The sequence below is a fragment of the Brucella sp. IR073 genome, from assembly GCF_049065735.1.
Classification (GTDB): domain Bacteria; phylum Pseudomonadota; class Alphaproteobacteria; order Rhizobiales; family Rhizobiaceae; genus Paramesorhizobium.
The window spans coordinates 61,923-81,142 of sequence record NZ_JBAKHD010000010.1 but is presented as its reverse complement, the minus strand read 5'-3'; the positions used below and the strand labels follow the sequence as shown (position 1 = coordinate 81,142).

The following is a 19,220-nucleotide window of genomic DNA, read 5'->3' as shown; positions in this document are numbered from 1 at the left end:
ACCCAAACCCGCCTTGCGATAAATCAAAGTTTGCGCGCCGGTGTTCTTGCGCAATTTGAAACGGAATCGCGGGGCAACCCCCTCTGCCCTGCCGGGCATCTCCCCCTCAAGGGGGAGATTAGCCTTCATAGACGCACGGCATCAATCGCAAGGGCTGCAGAATGAGCGGCGGAATGTCGTGTCAGCCAATCTCCCCCCTTGAGGAGGAGATGCCCGGCAGGGCAGAGGGGGGTTACTGTCCCGCCAACGCTTCCATCTAAAAACTAAATACCCTACCCACCCTCGCGCACTTCCAGCACCATCCGCACCAGCTCCGGCAGGTTCCGGGCCTGCATCTTGCTCATGACATTGGCGCGGTGCACCTCGACCGTCCGCGGGCTGATATCGAGATCGTAGGCGATGGATTTGTTGGGAAGCCCGGCGACGATGCCCTCCATCACCTGCCGCTCCCGTTCGGTGAGCAGGTCGAAGCGCGTGCGTATGCGGGCGGCCGTGTCGCTGTCGCGCGGCTTCTTTTCCAGTTCGGTCACCGCACGGCCGACCGCTTCGAGCAGAACTTCATCCTCGAACGGCTTTTCGATGAAGTCGAGCGCGCCCGCCTTCATCGCCTCCACCGCCATCGGCACGTCGCCATGGCCGGTGATGACGATTGCCGGCAGCATCGCATTCTCCTCGCGCAGGCGGCGCAGGAGATCGAGGCCGCTCATCTCGGGCATCCGCAAATCGGTGATCAGGCAGGCATTGTCCAATTCCTTCGCGATGGCGAGGAAGGCTGGCGCCGAGGCGTGGACGCGCGCCGCATAGCCCGAAACCGTCAGGAGGAACGCCAGCGACTTCCTCACCGCCTCCTCGTCATCGACGATATGGATCACAACTTCACTGCTCATGGCCTGCCCGCTCCTTGACCGCAGGGAGAGTGAAGCGGAAGCTCGCCCCTCCCTTCTCATTGCGCCGCATCGTCAGCTCTCCTCCATGAGCCTCGATGATCCTTTTCGATATCGATAGCCCTATTCCCATGCCGCCCGGCTTGGTGGTGACGAAGGGCTGGAAAAGCTGTGCGACGATTTCCTCCGAGACGCCGGGGCCGGTATCGGAGATTTCCACCATGACTTCGCCCTCGCTGACAGGCTCGGTGCGCACCACCAACTCGCGCTGCGAGCTTTCCTTCATCGCGTCCATGGCGTTGCGCATCAGATTGATCAGCACCTGCTGGATCTGCACCCGGTCGACCAGGAACAGCGTCTGCTCCGCCTTGAAATCGAAGATCGTCCTAACCCCCAGCTCCCGCGATCCCACCAGCGCCAGCGCGCCCGCCTCCTCAATGAGCTTGTGAAGGTCCTCCGGCTTCTTCTCGGTTTCGCCGCGCGTGACGAACTCGCGCAGGTGACGGATGATCTGACCGGCGCGTAAGGACTGCCGTGCGGTCTCTTCCAATGCCTCGCGCATGCGGGAGGCAAGCGCGTCGTCCATGTTCCGCAAGAGGCGGATGCATCCTTGCACATAATTGGCGATTGCGGAAAGCGGCTGGTTCAGTTCATGGGCGAGCGTCGAGGCCATTTCGCCCAGCTCGTTGAGGCGCGCGAGGCGGGCAAGCTCGCCCTGGATTTCCTCAAGCCGCGCCTCGGATTCGGCGCGTTCGGTGAGATCACGGATGAAGCCGGTGAAGAACACCTGCCCGCCGGTCTTCATCTCGCCCACGGCGAGCTTCATCGGAAAGGTGGAGCCATCTTTGCGCCGTCCGACAACAATGCGGTCGATGCCGATGATCCGGCGCTCACCCGTATTGAGATAACGATCGATATAGCCGTCATGCTGGGCCTGATAGGGCTCCGGCATGAGAATCTTGATATTCTGGCCGATCGCCTCGGCTTCCGTATAGCCGAACTGTCGGATCGCCGCCTTGTTGAAGGACATGATAATGCCACGCATATCGATCACGACGGTGGCGTCGGGCACCGTGTCGAGGATCAGCCGCAAATGGGCTTCACGGGAATTCAGGTTCCGCCGGGCCTGACGGTATTTCAGCCCGGTGTAAACAACGAATCCCAAGAGGACAAGGTCCACCAGGAGCCATGTCATGTCGAAAACGGTCAATTCCTGTCACTCCGCAATGCGCGGCATTCTTAAGGCCCGCGACCGGAATGACCAACATCAAAAGATGAGATATTGTGCCGCGCCCCCGGGAGGGTGGTGACGAGAGTTGCGGAATTGTGTTTTGACGGAATCGCGAGGCAACCCCCCTCTGCCCTGCCGGGCATCTCCCCCTCAAGGGGGGAGATTGGCCTTCATCAATGTGCGGTGCCAATCGCAAACGTCGCAGAGTGAAGGCGGAGGGTAGCGTCAGCCAATCTCCCCCCTTGAGGGGGAGATGCCCGGCAGGGCAGAGGGGGTACTGTCCCGCTAACGCTTCCGTTTAAAAAATGCTCTAAAAACTGGCGACTACTTCCCCAGCCATGGCGTCGAAGGGCTCCAGAAGATGACATCCGCTCCCAGATAATCGTCGGCGAAGCGGATGAACTCATCCTTGGTAAAGCGCTTGCCGGTTTTGGGGTTCGTGTAGGTCAGCGTCGGCTGCTGCACGGCAAAGGCGGCAAGGTCGAGTTTGCCCTTGTAGCGATGGAAGAAGGGATAGGAATTCTTCATCTGCGCCTTGCGGAAGGGCACGATGTCGGGTCCGCCAAGCCCGATCCGGTGCGCCGCCGCATAAGCGAAAATGCGGCCCATATAATCATGATCGTTGTCCCATTCGCATGGCCAGAAATTCACATATTGCACGACATGTGATTTGGTAAAGGCAGCTCTCGCCGCTTTCAGGTTCGCCATTTCCGCGTTGAAATAAGAATCGCAGCTGAAGCCGGATTTGTCGTGTTTCTGGTCGATATCCACAGCCGTTTCCGGCAGATTGATGCCGAACACCCGGCCGTCGAACTTCGCGGCCAGCGCCTTTAAAAGCGCCTGATAGCGTTCGCGTACCGCGGGGTTCCATTGGATTGCCACCCAGCCTTGCGCAGGCGCTCCCATCCCGGGTTTATCCGTCTGCGCTACGAGACCGCCGCCATATTGCGGGTCCGTCAGGAGATAATCGGGAATATTCCGGTCGCCGGGCGAAAAGAAACGGTCCTGTATCTGGATGAAAAGCTTCTTATGCACAGCATTTGCAGCGGCAAGATCGCTCTCGATATGCGAAAAATCATACTTCCCTTTCGCCGGTTCCAGCGACTTCCAGGTGTAAACGACCTGCGCGCCGCCGATATCGGGACGGTTGAGAAGTGTCCGTGCGCCTTCAAGAGCGCCGGAGTCCAGAAAGAGAAAATTCGCCGGCACGGCGGCGGCTGCGCTGCCGAGCGCCAAAAAAACCGTCAGGGCCGCGCTTGAGAGGATCAGCTTCATGTTTCCTCCAGAAGCGCAGCAAACGCTTAAGACAAGCCGGAATTAAGGCGGTGAGGCGGCAGATTCCAGCCAGGCTTGAATGCCGCGCGCGGCGGCCTTGCCCGTGGCGAGGCAGGCGCTCAGGAGATAGCCGCCGGTGGGCGCTTCCCAATCCAGCATCTCCCCGGCGGCGAACACGCCCGGAAGCGGTTTCAGCATGTAATCCTCGCCGATGCTCGTCCATACGATGCCGCCCGCCGAGGAAATGGCCTCCTCGATGGGGCGCGGTTGCAGAACGGGAACCGGCAGCGCCTTGATGATGCGGGCGAGATGTTCAGGATCGAAACCCGTGGATTCAGGCATTACTTGTCGCACCAGCGCCGCCTTGACGCCTTCGAGCCCTGCCCCTTTGCGCAAGCGGTTGGAGAAGCTCGTCTTCGCGCCCTGCCGGGCAAGGTCACGCGCGAGGCGGTCACGCGTGCGGTCCGGCGTAAGGTCGAGATGGAGCGCGGCGCTGCCTTCCTTTTCCAGCCGATCGCGCAAGGCTGCGGCGTGCATATAGACAAGACCGCCCTCGATGCCATCTAGCGTCACCACGAACTCGCCTGAAATCGTGCCTGCGTCCGAGGTCGCTAGCACCGATTTCACCGGCGCGCCGGCGAAGCGCTCCGCGAAATTGTTAGTCCAGCCGGCATCGAAACCGCAATTGGCGGGGCGAAGCGTGTTGACCTCCACGCCCCTGTTCCTGAGCGGGGACGCCCAAGCGCCATCCGACCCGAGCCGCGGCCAGCTCGCGCCGCCAAGCGCCAAGAGCACCGCGTCGCTCTTCACGATTTTCTCGCCATCCGGCGTGCTGAAAATGCAGCCTTCGTCCGCAAATCCCTGCCAGCGATGGCGGGTGAGGATCGTCACCCCCTGCCCTGCCAGCCTCGCCAGCCAGGCGCGCAAAAGTGGCGAGGCCTTCATCATCGTTGGGAAGACCCTGCCCGACGACCCGGTGAAGGTCTCGATGCCGAGCCCTGCCGCCCAGGCGCGGATGTTGGCAGGCGTGAAATCATCGAGCGCGGCGCGCAATCGTTCGGAAGCCGCGCTAAAGCGAGTCAGGAACCGCTCGTGTTCCTCCGCATGGGTGATGTTGAGGCCCGATTTTCCCGCCAACAGGAATTTTCGCCCTACGGTCGGCATGGCGTCATAGACCGTCACGCCATAGCCCCGCGCGGACAGGACCTCCGCCGCCATCAGCCCGGCCGGACCGCCGCCGATGATCGCAATCTGCTTTTTACTCATAAATGCTGCTCTGCCCTGCTAGAGGCCGCGCGGACCATGCCGGGCGAATGGCCGACCACCCGCTTGAAGGCCCGGCTGAACGCCGCCTGCGACCCATAGCCCAGGCGATGCGCCACGCTTTCGATGGGGAGCTTTTCGCGCCCGATCCATTGCGCGGCGAGGCGCATGCGCAGTTCCGTCAAGTACCGCACCGGCGTCATGCCGGTGACTTCCAGGAAGCGCTCGGCGAAGACGGAGCGGGAGGTGCCCATTTCCGCCGCCAGTTCTGCCACCGTCCAGTCGCGGCCCGGATCGCGGTGCAGCGCCGCGATGACGCGGCTCAGCTTGGGATCGCGCAGCGCATCGACCCAGCCCGTCGCATCGCCGCAGCCGCATTCCACCCAGCCGCGAACGATCGACGCGGAGACGACATCCGCCAGCCGCGCCAGAATTCCGGCATAGCCCGCGCGCTCCATCCGCGCCTCGCGCTCCATGGCCTCGAGCATCGGCAATATTTCCGGCTGCCGCCCGAGCAGCGTGCCGACATGCATCATCTCGGGCATGAGCGAGACGAGCGGATGCATGGCGCCCAGATCGAAATCCATGCAGCCGCTGAAGATCACAGCATCCGTCGACCGGCAGGTCTCTTCCTTGCAAGCTTTGATGGCACCGACCGTCGCGCAAAGCGGAACCGCTTCATAGGTGACGATGTCGCGGCTCGGCAAATCCGGCGCGGAGAGCAGTTCGTGCCGCCCGCCGCGCGGCAGAAGCACCGCATCCTGCGAATCGAGCTTCTGCACGGTTCCCGCTGCCGTGCGCACGATCACCGGGCCGCGCGCCACGAAATGGAACTGCGCCCTTCCCTCCGCCTCGCCATAGCTGATGCCGAAGGGCGGGGACATCTGAATCCGCCGGTATTGAATGCCGTTGAGGCGCATGCCCAAGAGCAGTTCGCTGATGAGATCAGGCGAAGGCTGCGGGCGTAAGGCAGAGCGAGTTTCGGACTTTTGATCAATCATTCCGGATTTGTTGGCATAGAAAGTCCGAAATGTCCATCCTATCCTTGTTGCGACGCACAATATCGGACGGGGACCGCGACGACGAAGGATAGAGATCCAAGGCGGATTTATATCCTTCCTGCATAGAAGCAATCGAATTTATGCGGCTAATCGTTCGTCCCCGGCCTTCATATTGTCCACTGTCTTCAGAAAGGACGTTTCTTCCATGAACGAATGGACACCACCATCCCTATCTGGCGACGCGCCGGCCCGGGAAAAACCGGCCTGGGCGGCGGTCGCCTCCATGACGCTCGGCGTGTTCGGCCTGGTTACGGCGGAGTTCCTTCCCGCCAGCCTGCTGACGCCGATGGCGGCGGAGCTGCATGTAACGGAAGGCGCGGCAGGGCAAGCCGTGACCGCGACGGCGATGGTCGCCCTTGTCACAAGCCTGCTGGTCGCGACGGTGACGCGACGCTTCGATCGCCGCCACGTGCTTATGGCCTTCTCGGTCCTTTTGATCATATCCAATTTTCTGGTCGCCTTCGCGCCCAGCCTGCCCATCCTGATCGCGGGCCGCGTCCTCCTCGGCATCGCCCTTGGCGGGTTCTGGACCATGGCTGCGGCAATCACCATGCGGCTTGTGCCCGAAGCGCTCATTCCCCGCGCGCTGTCGATCCTCTTCAGTGGCGTCTCCGCAGCCACGGTGCTGGCCGCGCCCATCGGCAGCCTGCTCGGTGAGGCCATGGGCTGGCGCGGCGTCTTCCTCATCGCGGCAGGTCTTGGCGTGCTGACGCTCATCGTCCAGTTCGCCGCATTGCCCTCGCTTGCGCCGACCGGCTCGGCCCGGCTGCGTACGCTCGTTGACGTGCTGCTGCGCCCCGGCGTCGGGCTGGGCATGCTCGCCCTCACGCTGGAAATAACCGGGCATTTCGCGCTTTTCACCTATGTCCGCCCTTTCCTGGAGACGGTGACCGGCGTCGGCATCGCCTCGATCTCCGCCATCCTCCTCGGGTTCGGCGTCGCCAATTTTCTCGGCACCTATCTGGGCGGCATGATGCTGGAGCGGAATTTGCGCCTTACCCTTTTCACCATGCCGCTGATGATGGGCATTCTCGGGCTGGGCCTGACCATTGCCGGCAGCGCGCCGCTTCCCGCCGCTGCGATGATCGCCCTCTGGGGTCTCGCCTTCGGTGCCGTGCCGGTTGCCTGGTCGACCTGGCTCACCCGTACCGTCCCCGATGAGGCGGAAACCGGAGGCGGCCTCCTCGTCGCCGCCTTCCAACTCGCGATTGCTACCGGAGCCGGGCTCGGCGGCGTCATCTTCGACGCGGGCGGCGCGACCGGCGTCTTCACGGCGGGCGGCAGCCTCCTGCTGGCAGCGGCGTTGATGATCGGGCTTGGCGTACGCACCAGAGTGACCGCAGCCGCGGCGGCCTGACGGGATTGAGACAAAAACGGAAAGCGCCCCTGCCGGGCGCTTTCCTCAAGCCGATATCAACACACCACCCGCTGCGCCGATAAGAACGACGGCCCATGGCGGGCAGTTCCACGCCATGAGCAGAACGAAGCAGGTGAGCGCCAGCGCGAATTCCCGCGGCCCGGTGATCGCGCTGGTCCAGACAGGATTATAAAGCGCCGCGCCGAGAATACCGACGACCGCCGCATTGGCGCCGCGCATCAGCGCCTTTGCACCCGCCTTGCCGCGAAACGCATCCCAGAAGGGGATGATCCCGACAAGCAACAGGAAGCCGGGCGCAAAAATGGCGGCAAGTGCGATCATTGCACCCCAGAGCCCATTGGGCTCCGTATTGAGGACCGCGCCGAGATAGGCGGCGAAGGTAAAGAGCGGCCCCGGCACAGCCTGCGCTGCGCCATAGCCGGCAAGAAACCGGCTTTCAGCCACCCATCCCGAGCGCACCACCTCCGTCTCGAGCAGCGGCAGCACGACATGGCCGCCGCCAAACACCAGAGATCCCGCGCGATAAAAGGCATCGAAAACCGAAAGCCCCTGGCTCGAAACGATCCCGGCCAGAAGCGGCAGGCCGATAAGCAAGGCGAAAAACGCCGCGAGACACAGCGCCCCCGCCACGCGCGAGACCGGGAAACGGATATGCCCTCCGGCGGTTTCGCCGGAAACACGGCACAACACAAGTCCGGCAAGCGCGCCGAGGAGGATGGCGGCAATCTGTCCGAACGATCCCGCTACTAATGTCACGACAAGCACGGCGCCAAGCGCGATTCCGGCGCGGGTCCTGTCCGGGCATAGGGTCTTCGCCATGCCGAACACAGCCTGTGCGACAATGGCCACGGCAACCACTTTGAGCCCGTGTATGATCCCCGAACCAACCGGCCCGCCGAACAGATCCGCGCCATAGGCGAAGAGAATGAGCAGCGCCGCCGAAGGCAGGGTGAAAGCCGTAAATGCCGCGAGCGCGCCAAGCGGGCCGCCGCGCATGAGGCCGAGCGCGAAGCCGGTCTGGCTCGATGTCGGGCCGGGCAGGAACTGGCAGAGCGCCACCAAATCGGCATAGATTTTCTCATCGATCCAGCGGCGGCGCACCACCAGCTCGTCACGAAAATAGCCCAGATGCGCAATCGGGCCGCCGAAGGAGGTAAGGCCCAGTTTCAGGAAAGCGGAAAATATTTCCGTCACCCGCCCACGCCCGCCCAGGCGTTCCTCCGCCGCCGCTCTATCGTTCATGCCATATCCCCGTTTTCGGGGAAGCTATTCTAGTTTTGTGACACTTGTCCAAGCGAAACGGCGACATTCACCGCGGCGGCGACGAGCACCATGTTGAAAAAATAGGAAACGATGCCGTGGATGAGATTGGTCCGGCGCATCTCAGTGGTCGTAATCGCGGTATCCGATGTTTCCGCCGCCATGCCGATCACATAGGCGAAATAGAGGAACTCTATGCCGCCGGGCTCTTTGCCGCCCTGGAAGGCGAGACCGCCTGCATGCTGGCCGCGCCTGCCGCCTTTCCTCCCCGCTTCCCTCCAATAGAGATGCCCGTAATGAACCGCGGCCATCATATGCAGCGCCAGCCAGCCGAGCGGCACCGCCGCAAGCGTGAGAGTAAGTTCAAGCGGGTCGAAACGCCGGGGCGAATTGATGAAGACGAAGAGCGAACCGACCGCAACAACCACCGCGCCGAAGGTGAGCGTAAAGATGAGCCAAACCGGCTCGTCGGACCGCGCGATGCTGCCCCGCAATTGCTCCGGCGTCGACCCCAGCATTTTCGGCAGGGTAAGCGCCAGATAGGTGACAAAGAACATATCGACCGTGACCGCATAAGCGATATGCGGCGCAAATAACAGGCTCGCCGCCAGCACAAGAAATCCGATAGCGGCGGCGAAATAAAATGTATTGTGCCTGCCGTTCAATCCATACTCCGGTAAATATTCGAAACATGGAAACGCTAATACCGTCTCCTTCAATAATCGTTTACATTATTCCAAATTTCACGGATCTCTTTCGAGACCAGATCATCTGGCCATATTAACCTTATTACGTTTCTATGTTCGCCCCAATCAAACCCTGGTTTGGCGGATGACGATATAGACGCCATGGGATTCATACGCGCAGGATATCCGGCTCGTGTTGTATTGAGGCACGCCATCGATCGAGATAAGCCCTTTGGAGAGTATCCTGGATATAGGGCTTGGTCCCATCGAAAAGATGATAAATTCACCCCTATTGATACTTCCCTGCGAGGTGATCTCAAACATTCCACTGGGATAAACCGTGTTGAAGAAATCGAATGGCTGACCATTCCCAAAGCCTTCGAATTTTACCTGGGCTGCGCCTCCTCCAAGAATAAATTGCGATCCCTGCTCAACCGAAACGGAATCGAACATCAATTGTAGTGTGACCGTATCCACCACCTCGATGCGGCTATCACCCTGAAGTGTTAGGAAGGGGCCTGCGAGAAGGCCTGTTGATGCTCCCGCCAGGCGGATACTGGACGTATACAGGATCATTCCTTGCTGGGGATCGAGGCATCGCGTCATCCAGTTCAATGAATAAGTCGAGCCGCCGCTGTTGGAGTTCACATAAACAGTCGCGTTGATCAGTCCAAAAACGGATTGAGAGACGACCCGCATTCGCGCCATGCCGGAGATATTAATTTCAGCAAAGTCCTCCTCGTCCTGGGAAAGGCCGAATGTGTCACAAAAGAATTCAGCGACCGCGGCGTCTTTGAGCGTTAAAACAAACACATCTCCGGTGTACACGACCAGGGCACTGGCATCGGGTGTTTTCCTCGCCGTAAAAGTAGCACTATTTTCTACAGTTAATTTCACTGCCGGCAACATTCCGCCCTCGAAGGACAATACCGCCCATGCGCTAGTACATTCATAAACGAGGTTGCCATTCCTCACGAGGATGGTGGTCGGCTCGTCCGAATCACCGAAGCCCCAGATCGTATCGCCCGGCTGCGGAACCTGAAGAATAAGCGTCGAAAAAGCAGCATCCATCGTGAACGATTTTCCTGCTACCTTTTTAAAGCTCTCTGGCGTGCCCGACAGAGTCAGGTCATCTCCATTATAGGTCTGGTCCGCATTCGGATCCCATTGAAAAGCGGCTTCATTGGCCATGGCGTCCTCCCTTCGGAAACAGTCGGCCTCTATTACAAGGCATATCGTAACACGTCTGTTTGTAATTAGAAATTGTATATATGCGGCGCACAACCATAAATTTATGAAACCTTATGCCTCCACGCCGGAACTTGCACGCAGTTCCCGGAGTGGCGCAGAGTCCTCTCCTCACAATATCGTTCATGGAAGTTGAGCCCGCTTCATGCATTTTTCCACCGGGCGGTGACAGGGCTTGGCGGCGAACAGCCCCCATTCCCCCACCATGTACATGGATGGAGGCGGAAGACTTATAGTGCATTACATCAGTAAAATTACGCCACCATCAGCAATCATGTAATAATAATTGGGAGATGGAGGGTTAACTATGCAGCCAGAACCGTGATTTACATGGGATTTTTTATGCGAAAATAGGGGGACTATTTTCCAAAACGGAGTTATCCCATGAAACTGAAATCTCTCTCCGCCCTTCTTCTGTCCGCGACGGTTGCTTCTTTTGTCGTGGCGCCCGTAACGCAGGGCTTTGCCCAGACCCCGGCGCCGCAGACGCAGGCTCAGGACAAGGGTGCCACGCCAGCGGACAAAAATGCCGCGGCGTCGAAAGCCGCTCTGGCTGAGAAGCTCTCGCCGCAGCAGCAGGCTGCCATGAAGAAGCTGGATGTGGTTTCCGACGAGGGCTATGCCGCGGTTCGCGGAATTGCCCTTGCCAGGCTAGCGATTTTCCAGGGCACACCCGACCGCGCCAAGACCATCCTGAAGGCGGTCAAGGAGAATATCGACAAGGCGCAGGCCGGCACACCCGACCTGGTGCAGAAGCTCAAGCAGGCGAACAGCTCGCAGGACGAAATTGCCGCGGTGCAGTCGGGCCAGGTTCCGATCGATTTTTCCGTCGGCATCAATGACGATTACAATGTGACGCCGGAAAAGGCGAAGCATGTCGAGAATGCCAACAAGCACCTTGGCAGCGGCAAGACCCAGGAAGCGATCCAGGAATTGAAGCTTGCCGAAGTCAACATCTTCGTCACCGAGACCGACGCAAAGCTTCCGGCTCTTGCCAAGGTGGTCGAGACGGCGATGAACGATCTCGACAAGAAAAATTATTATGAGGCGAATCTCAGCCTGATCAAGGCTGATGATGCCATTTCGGTCCGGTCGCTTACCGAGAACGAGCCCAGCACCGCGAGCACGGGAAAGCAGCCGGCAAAGCCTGCTGCTCCGGCCGCCCCCGCGGCGCCCGCTCCGGCGACCAAGCCCGCCCAGTAAGCGGGGCTAACCTCAAGACGGCCGGGCGACATCCCGGCCGTCTTCGCCTCTTGACGTGCGGCGCGGCGCTGCTAAGTAAAAAGAACCCCGCCTCCAGGCATCGGACCGCGGGATGAACAAAGGTGCCGGGCCCCTCTGGCGAGAGTTTACGGCGCTCTCGTGATGTCGGTACCGCCAGCAAAATCAAGCCGGCGGAATTAGCTGCTATGAAAACTTGTCTCATGCTTCACGCATGTGCCTTCCCACGCGCGACTGTTTTTGGGGAGGCCCGTCGGTGATGCTTCATTATTTCAAATGGGCGTACATCGTCACCATCGTTGGGTTGATCCTCGGCGCGTGGCTCGGATGGCAATCCACCGGGACGCTTGCAGGCATCGCCTCGACCTTCTTCATCTGCGCCGTGCTCGCGGTGCTCGAAATCTCGCTTTCCTTCGACAACGCCATCGTCAATGCCAACAAGCTCAAGGACATGACGCCGGTCTGGCAGCAGCGCTTCCTGACCTGGGGCATTCTCATCGCGGTCTTCGGCATGCGGATCGTCTTTCCGCTGCTCATCGTGGTCATTGCCGCCAAGATCGGCCCCATCGAGGCCGTCATCCTCGCCGCGAGCCGGCCAGAGGAATATGCGCGGATCATGCATGAAGCGCATTTGCCCATCGCAGCCTTCGGCGGCACATTCTTGATGATGGTCGGCCTCACCTATTTCTTCGACCATGAAAAGGACGTGCACTGGATAAAATGGCTCGAAAGCCGGATGGCCCGCTTTGCGACCGTCAAGGGCATCGAGGTCGCCTTCGTGCTGGCGCTCATCCTCGGCTTTTCGAGGCTGCTCCCGCCGGAGCAAGCGCAAACCTTCGTTTATGCCGGCATCTATGGCCTTTTGACCTTCCTCGGCGTGGAAGTCATCGGCGGCCTGCTCGACGCCTCGCAGAAAACGATGAGCGAGGCGGCCAAGGGCGGTCTCGGCGCCTTCCTCTATCTGGAAGTGCTGGACGCGAGTTTCTCCTTCGATGGTGTTATCGGCGCGTTCGCGCTGACGCAAAACCTCTTCATCATCGCCATCGGCCTCGGCATCGGCGCGATGTATGTGCGCTCGATGACGATCATGCTGGTGGAAAAGGGCACGCTCGCCGAATACCGCTATCTGGAGCACGGCGCCTTCTACGCCATCCTGATCCTGTCGGTGGTCATGTATTTCCAGACGCTGATCCACATTCCGGAAGTCATCACCGGCCTCGGCGGCGCGGCGCTGATCGGCATCTCGCTCTGGTCGTCGATCCGCTATAACAGGCAGCAGCAGGCGAGCGCCTGATCTACGCGCGATAATCATGAGGACAAGGCCCGGCGGGAACGCCGGGCCTTGTTTCATCTGAGGGTATCGACGGTAAGGGCCTAGAGGGGTCTTTTAGCCGCCTTTCATTCAACGGCGGGAAATTAAACAAAATTGCTAACTCGCATTCTTAAATTGGAAGAGTAATTTACCCCGGCTGATTGCCCGCAGAGGGCAAAGGAATACCCTTTCAGGAATTGAAAATTCGAGGGTATTCATGAAACGATCGCGCTATTTCACCGGTATCGGTTTCGCCGCAATCGCTGCCGCCAGCCTTGCGCTGTCAGGCGCCAGAGCGCAGGAGCCCGTGAAGGGCGGGACGCTTATCTATCTGGAGCCGCTGGCCCATACCAATCTCTATCCGCCGGCAGGCGGGTTCTATCCCAATGGCGGCGTCCTCAACCAGATCACCGACAAGCTGACCTGGCAGAACCCTAGGACGTTGGAGATCGAGCCGTGGATCGCCGAATCCTGGGAGGTCAATGCGGACGCTACGGAATACACTTTCAAAATCCGTCCGGGGGTGACTTTCTCGGACGGCACGCCGCTCGACGCTGCGGCGGTGGCGAAGAATTTTGACGTCTATGGTCGAGGCAACAAGGAGCTGAAATATCCGGTCTCCGAAGTCGTCAACAATTACGACCGCAGCGAAGTCATCGATCCGCTCACCGTCAAGTTCTACTTCAAGAAGTCATCTCCCGGGTTCCTGCAGGGAACATCGGTCATCGGTTCCGGCCTCGTTTCGCCGAAGACGCTGGAACGGCCGTTTACGGAACTGGGCGATGCGACCAAGATCATCGGTTCCGGCCCGTTCGTGGTGGACAGCGAAACGCTCGGCAAGGAGCTGACGCTGAAGGCGCGCGAGGATTATAACTGGGGTCCCAGATCCTTATCCCATCAGGGCCGCGCTTATCTCGACGGTATCAAATATATCATCACCGGCGAGGACAGCGTGCGCATCGGCGCGCTGCTGGCGGGGCAGGCCGATTTCATCCGCCAGATCCAGGCCTATGATGAGCCGCAGGTGAAGGCGCAGGGCTTCCCCATCTATGCCGCCCCGACACGCGGCGTGAACAACAGCGTGGTGTTCCGTCCGGATAACGCGCTGGTGACCGATGTGAAGGTGCGCCAGGCGCTGCTCCATGCCACCAACAGCGGCGAGATCATCGCCACGCTGTTCTCTGAAAATTATCCGCGCGCGACTTCGATCATCGCTTCGAATGCGATCGGCTATACGGACCAGTCCGGGAAGCTCGGCTTCGACCTCGAAAAAGCCAAGGCGCTGCTTGACGAGGCCGGCTACAAGCCGGGGCCTGACGGCATCCGCGAAAAGGACGGCAGGAAGCTCATCCTGACGGCCTATGAATCCCCGCCGCAGCCGCAGAACCGCGCGACGCTCCAGCTTCTCGCCCAGCAATGGGAAAAAGTGGGCGTCAAGCTCAACGTGCTGGCAGGCGATGCAGGCAGCCGCACCATCGACGATCTGGACCCGCAGAAGACGCCCGTTTCGCCCGCCATGGTGGGCCGCGCTGACCCTGATGTGATCAAGAGCCAGTACCACCCGAAGAACCGCGACGTGCTGCGCCAGAAGGATGGCGGCAGCGACAAGGTACAGAGTTTTGCGGATGAGAAGCTGAACGCGCTGCTCGACGGCATCGCCTCGGAACCCAACCGCGAGAAGCGTCTGAAGCTGGTCGATGACGTTCAGGCCTATGTGCTCGATCAGGCCTATGCGATCCCGATCTTCGAGGAGCCGCAGGTCTATGCCGGCGCACCCTATGTCAAGGGCGTCGCTTTCGAGGCGGTCGGACGTCCGAGTTTCTACAGCGTTTGGCTGGAAAAGTAGGGTTTAAGCCCCGCTATCGGTGCTGATGGCGGGGCCAATCGTGGCAATAAGGAGGCAACAGCATGGCGAAATATGTTCTTTCCCGGATAGGACAGGCCGTCATCGTGCTCTGGGCGGCGTTCACGCTGTCCTTCATCCTCCTGCGGGCTTTGCCGGGTGATGCGGTGTTGATCAAGTTCCTCAACCCGGAATATGGTCTCAGCCCCGAACAGATCGCCGACATCCGCGCCGCCTATGCCTCCGATACGCCAGTCATCACGCAATATGTTCACTCGCTGGCTAATTTCCTGCAAGGGCAGTTCGGCTATTCGATACAGGCGGGCGTGCCGGTTTCCGCCCAGCTTGCCACCAATATTCCGGCCACGCTGAAGCTTGCTTTTCTCGGCTTCGCTGCCGCGGTTCTTCTCGCCGGACTGATTGCCTTCCTCTCTTCTACCTTGCCCTTCCGCTGGCTGCGTAACTTCGTCCAGTCGCTGCCGCCGCTTTTCATTTCCGTGCCGGTTTTCTGGCTCGGCATCATGCTGATCCAGATCTTTTCCTTCCGGCTGAAGCTCGTCTCCGTCATCAATCCCGGCCCGTGGGAAAGCCTGATCCTGCCGGTGCTGGCGCTGGCGGTGCCGATCTCCGCGCCGCTGGCGCAAATCCTGATCCACAATCTCGATGAGATCGAAACAAGGCCCTTCGTGGCGGTGGCGCGGGCCAAGGGCGCGTCACGCCTGCGCGTGCTGTGGATGCATGTGGCGCGCAACGCCGTTCTTCCCGTCCTCACTGTCGCGGGCGTGCTCTTCGGCGAATTGCTGGCGGGCGCGGTCGTCACCGAAACCGTCTTCGGTCTCAACGGCATCGGCAGCCTCACCGTGAATGCGGTCAACAATCAGGATGTCGCGGTCCTGCAGGCCATCGTCGTCTTCTGCGCCGCCGTCTTTGTGCTCGTCAATCTGGCGGTGGACCTCGCCTATCCCTTTCTCGATCCGCGCCTGAAAAGCGCCACGGGAGCAAGATCATGAGCAGCTTAGAGACCCTCGGTTCCGGTTTTCCAGCCGTAAAAGATGATTTAGCCCATCTCCCCGGCCGCAGATCCTTCCTCGCGCGCGCCGGGAAGTTCCAGCCCGGCCTCGCCGTCGCATGGTTCATTCTGGCGACAGTGCTACTTTGGGCCATCGTCCCCAGCCTCTTCACCAGCTACGACCCGTTGCAGAGCGTCCCAGGCGGACAATTGAAACCGCCCAGCAGCCTTCACCTGCTCGGCACGGATTCGCTTGGCCGCGATCTCTATGCCCGCATCGTCTATGGGGCGGTGCATTCGCTCTCCGGCGCACTGGCGGCTGTCGGCGTCGGCTTTGCGGGCGGTATCCTGCTGGGGCTCATTGCGGGTTCCACCGGCGGGCGCGTCGACGATATCATCATGCGCGCGGTCGATGTGCTCCTCGCCATCCCCACGCTGCTCCTCTCGCTCAGCATCATCATTCTCACCGGCTTCGGCACCCTCAATGTCGCCATCGCGGTCGGAGCGACGGCCATCGCCGGTTTTGCCCGTCTCACGCGCTCGGAGGTGATCCGCGTCAGGCGCGCCGAATTCGTCGAGGCCGCTTTCGGCAGCGGCGGCACATTCCTCAGCGTCCTCTGGCGGCACATCCTGCCGAATTCGCTCACCTCGGTCATCGCCTATGCGGCGGTGCAGTTCGGCTGGGCCATCCTGCAAATCTCGACCCTCGGCTTCCTCGGCTACGGCGCACCGCCGCCGACGCCGGAATGGGGGCTTCTGATCGCGGAGGGACGCAATTATGTCGCGACCTCCTGGTGGCTCACCGCCATTCCCGGCCTCGTGGTCGTCGCCGTTGTGCTTTCCGCCAACCGCATCAGCCGCTCCATCGGGAGGCAATCATGACCGCTCCGGTTCTCGAAGTCTCCGGCCTCCATGTCGCCTATGGCGATGGTAGCGGATTCACCCGCGTGGTGCATGACGTTTCATTCACTGTCGCCCCCGGCGAGGTGGTGGCTCTGGTGGGCGAAAGCGGCTCGGGCAAGACCTCGACCGCGCAGGCGATCATCGGCCTGTTGCCGGAAAATGGCCGGATCGAGAAAGGCGCGATCCGCCTCAACGGAACCGATATCGCTGGATGGAGCCAAAAGCGGCTCAATGCCATCCGCGGCGCGGTGGTGAGCCTCGTGCCGCAAGACCCGTCGAACTCGCTCAATCCGGTGCTTACCATCGGCGCGCAAGTGGCGGAAATCCTGAAAATCCATGGCCGCGCCACGGGCAAGGACGCCTATGCCGAGGCCGTCGCGCTTCTGCGCCATGTCGGCCTGCCGCAGCCCGAATTGCGCGTGCGCCAATATCCGCACGAGCTTTCCGGCGGCATGCGCCAGCGCGTGTTGATCGCCATCGCCGTGGCGCTGCGCCCGGCGCTCATCATTGCCGACGAGCCGACATCAGCACTCGACGTAACGGTGCAAAAGCACATTCTCGATTTGATCGACAACTTACGCCGCGAATACGGAACCGCGGTCCTGTTCGTCACCCATGATCTCGGCGTCGCCGCCGACCGGTCCGACCGGCTGATCGTCCTGCAGAACGGCCGCATTCAGGAACAGGGCCGCACCGCCGACATCCTCGCCGCGCCACAGAACGCCTATACGCGCCGTTTGTTATCGGACGCACCTTCCCTAGCTCCAGCCGTACCGCGCGTTACGCCCCTCAATGCTGCTCCCGGCGAGGCGGTCACGGTTTCCAATCTCGTGCAGGAATTCCGCATTGGAAACAGCAGCTTCCGCGCGGTGGACGATGTCTCCTTCACCGTACCGCGCGGTACGACGCACGCCATTGTCGGCGAATCCGGCTCCGGCAAGACCACGACCATCCGCGCCATCGCCGGTTTCCAGAAACCGGATAGCGGCAGGATCACGGTCGAAAATCTCGATGTCGGCGATCTCAAGCGCGAGAGCCTGCGGCAGTTCCGCCGCTCGGTCCAGCTCGTCTACCAGAACCCGTTCGGCTCGCTCGATCCGCGCCAAAGCGTGTTTTCCATCGTCGAGGAGCCGCTGCTCAATTTCGAGCCCACGCCCAAGGCGGAGCGCCGCGCGCGCGTCGAGGCGATCATCGACCGGGTCGGCCTGCCGAAAGCAGCCTTGGAACGGCGGCCCCATGCGCTCTCGGGCGGGCAGCGCCAGCGTGTCGCCATTGCCCGCGCGCTGGTGCTGAAGCCGAAAGTGGTGATCCTCGATGAAGCGGTTTCCGCCCTGGATGTCACCGTACAGGCGCAAATCCTCGCGCTGCTTGCGGAATTGCAGCGCGACCTCGGCCTCACCTACCTCTTCGTCTCCCACGACCTCGCCGTCGTCCGCCAGATTGCCGACACCGTGTCGGTGCTGAGAAGCGGGCGGCAGGTCGAATATGGCCCGGTGGAACAGATCTTCCAGAACCCCGCGAGCGATTACACGCGCGAGCTGATCGACGCCATTCCGGGCAAGAAATTCCCCCACCCGATTGCAACAGCAGGATAAGATCATGTCCGAAACATCAGGGCAAAAACGCCTCGGCTTTTTCACCCGTCTTCTCGATGACGCCGAACCCGGCGAGCGCTACCGGCTGGCGGCGGAACAGATCGGCCACGCCGAAGCACAGGGCTTCGACAGCGCCTGGATCGCGCAGCACCATTTCCATGCCGATGAGGGCGGTCTCCCTTCGCCAGCGGTTTTCCTTAGCTCTGTCGCGGCGCGCACCTCGACCATTCGGCTCGGTACGGGCGTCATCACCCTCTCCATGGAAAACGCCATCCGCGTGGCGGAAGACACCGCCGTTCTCGACCTTCTCTCGGGCGGGCGCCTCGAAGTCGGGTTCGGCACCGGGGGCACTCGGGAATCCTTCGAGGCCTTCGGCATCGACGCGGACAAGCGCGGCGAAGTCTACGCGAATAATCTCAAAATCGTGCGTGACGGCTGGGCCGGGCATGATCTTGGTGGCGGCAACCGGGTCTATCCCTCTGCCCCGCATCTTTTGAACCGCATATGGCTTGCCACCTTCTCCGCCACCGGTTCCAGACTGGCGGGCGCAAGCGGCGACGGGCTGATGCTGTCGCGCACGCAGCCGCGCCCCGCCGATCAGCCGGACGCGACGCTGTGGGACATTCAGAACCCGATCATCGACGCCTATCTCGCCGCGCTTCCCGATGGCCGCGCGCCGCGCATTCTCGGCTCGCGCAGCCTTTTCGTCGCGGAAGATCGCAAACGCGCCCTGCAACTCGCCGAAGCGGGGCTGACGCGCGTCGCCGATAAATTCGCCGCGCTCGGTCATCGCATTCCGGGCCGGACGGTCGAAGACCTGATCCGCGCCCTCGACAGCCATGTCGGCACGCCTGACGACGTCATCGCCTCGCTGAAACAGGATACGGCGCTGGCGAGGAGCACGGATATCGTCTTCCAGGTCCATTCCATCGACCCGCTGCATGAGGACATCCTGCGTTCCATCGAGCTGACGGCCCGGTACGTCGCCCCGGCGCTGGGCTGGCACAAACAATCTCCATCCCGCCTCGCGGCGGCAGAATGAAAGTGCAAT

At 61.2% G+C, this 19,220-nt stretch carries 15 protein-coding genes and 1 pseudogene; 8 read left to right on the top strand and 8 right to left on the bottom strand.

The window, feature by feature from the left end:
- Positions 1-272: 272 nt before the first annotated feature.
- The 5 genes and pseudogenes from fixJ to ACOWVG_RS17655 all read right to left on the bottom strand — a co-directional run bounded on the left by fixJ (position 273) and on the right by ACOWVG_RS17655 (position 5,654).
- Positions 273-887, bottom strand: coding sequence for a response regulator FixJ (gene fixJ, locus ACOWVG_RS17675; RefSeq protein ID WP_420963652.1), 615 nt, complete (start codon positions 885-887; stop codon positions 273-275).
- Positions 877-2,097, bottom strand: a pseudogene (locus ACOWVG_RS17670) (PAS domain S-box protein); the annotation flags it as partial. The gene fixJ and the pseudogene ACOWVG_RS17670, both read right to left, overlap by 11 nt.
- A 342-nt stretch (positions 2,098-2,439) precedes the next feature.
- Positions 2,440-3,390 carry a hypothetical protein gene (locus ACOWVG_RS17665; protein WP_420963651.1) on the bottom strand — a complete coding sequence of 317 codons (951 nt, stop codon included), beginning with the start codon at positions 3,388-3,390 and terminating at the stop codon, positions 2,440-2,442.
- Positions 3,391-3,432: 42 nt separating this feature from the next.
- Entirely contained in the window at positions 3,433-4,656 is a 1,224-nt protein-coding gene (locus ACOWVG_RS17660; protein WP_420963650.1) for a TIGR03862 family flavoprotein, read from the bottom strand.
- Entirely contained in the window at positions 4,653-5,654 is a 1,002-nt protein-coding gene (locus tag ACOWVG_RS17655; RefSeq protein ID WP_420963649.1) for an AraC family transcriptional regulator, read from the bottom strand. The genes ACOWVG_RS17660 and ACOWVG_RS17655 overlap by 4 nt, the downstream gene beginning before the upstream one ends.
- A gap of 205 nt (positions 5,655-5,859) precedes the next feature.
- Here ACOWVG_RS17655 and ACOWVG_RS17650 point away from each other — a divergent pair, with 205 nt between their 5' ends.
- Positions 5,860-7,071, top strand: a complete 1,212-nt coding sequence (locus tag ACOWVG_RS17650; RefSeq protein ID WP_420963648.1) for an MFS transporter — start codon at positions 5,860-5,862, stop codon at positions 7,069-7,071.
- Positions 7,072-7,116: 45 nt separating this feature from the next.
- Here the strand turns inward: ACOWVG_RS17650 and chrA are convergent, their stop codons facing one another.
- The 3 genes from chrA to ACOWVG_RS17635 form a co-directional block, all read right to left on the bottom strand.
- A complete protein-coding gene (chrA, locus tag ACOWVG_RS17645) occupies positions 7,117-8,334 on the bottom strand; it encodes a chromate efflux transporter (RefSeq protein ID WP_420963647.1) in 1,218 nt (405 codons plus the stop codon).
- A 29-nt stretch (positions 8,335-8,363) separates the two neighbouring features.
- Positions 8,364-9,017, bottom strand: coding sequence for a DUF1345 domain-containing protein (locus ACOWVG_RS17640; protein ID WP_420963646.1), 654 nt, complete (start codon positions 9,015-9,017; stop codon positions 8,364-8,366).
- A gap of 147 nt (positions 9,018-9,164) precedes the next feature.
- Positions 9,165-10,229, bottom strand: coding sequence for a hypothetical protein (locus ACOWVG_RS17635; RefSeq protein WP_420963645.1), 1,065 nt, complete (start codon positions 10,227-10,229; stop codon positions 9,165-9,167).
- A 441-nt stretch (positions 10,230-10,670) separates the two neighbouring features.
- On the opposite strand from ACOWVG_RS17635, the gene ACOWVG_RS17630 reads away from it, so the two are divergent.
- The 7 genes from ACOWVG_RS17630 to ACOWVG_RS17600 all read left to right on the top strand — a co-directional run bounded on the left by ACOWVG_RS17630 (position 10,671) and on the right by ACOWVG_RS17600 (position 19,211).
- Positions 10,671-11,489, top strand: coding sequence for a YfdX family protein (locus ACOWVG_RS17630; protein ID WP_420963644.1), 819 nt, complete (start codon positions 10,671-10,673; stop codon positions 11,487-11,489).
- A 277-nt stretch (positions 11,490-11,766) separates the two neighbouring features.
- A complete protein-coding gene (locus ACOWVG_RS17625; protein WP_420963643.1) occupies positions 11,767-12,801 on the top strand; it encodes a DUF475 domain-containing protein in 1,035 nt (344 codons plus the stop codon).
- A gap of 235 nt (positions 12,802-13,036) precedes the next feature.
- Positions 13,037-14,665, top strand: a complete 1,629-nt coding sequence (locus tag ACOWVG_RS17620; RefSeq protein ID WP_420963642.1) for a TIGR04028 family ABC transporter substrate-binding protein — start codon at positions 13,037-13,039, stop codon at positions 14,663-14,665.
- 62 nt (positions 14,666-14,727) lie between these two features.
- Complete coding sequence (locus ACOWVG_RS17615) at positions 14,728-15,672, top strand: ABC transporter permease (protein WP_420963641.1); 945 nt, start codon at positions 14,728-14,730, stop codon at positions 15,670-15,672.
- Positions 15,669-16,553, top strand: coding sequence for an ABC transporter permease (locus tag ACOWVG_RS17610; protein WP_420963640.1), 885 nt, complete (start codon positions 15,669-15,671; stop codon positions 16,551-16,553). The genes ACOWVG_RS17615 and ACOWVG_RS17610 overlap by 4 nt, the downstream gene beginning before the upstream one ends.
- Positions 16,550-18,169, top strand: coding sequence for a dipeptide ABC transporter ATP-binding protein (locus ACOWVG_RS17605; protein WP_420963639.1), 1,620 nt, complete (start codon positions 16,550-16,552; stop codon positions 18,167-18,169). Before ACOWVG_RS17610 ends, ACOWVG_RS17605 begins: the two co-directional genes overlap by 4 nt.
- A 4-nt stretch (positions 18,170-18,173) precedes the next feature.
- Positions 18,174-19,211: a putative FMN-dependent luciferase-like monooxygenase gene (locus ACOWVG_RS17600; protein WP_420963638.1), complete on the top strand. Its 1,038-nt coding sequence runs from the start codon at positions 18,174-18,176 to the stop codon at positions 19,209-19,211.
- Positions 19,212-19,220 lie beyond the last annotated feature (9 nt).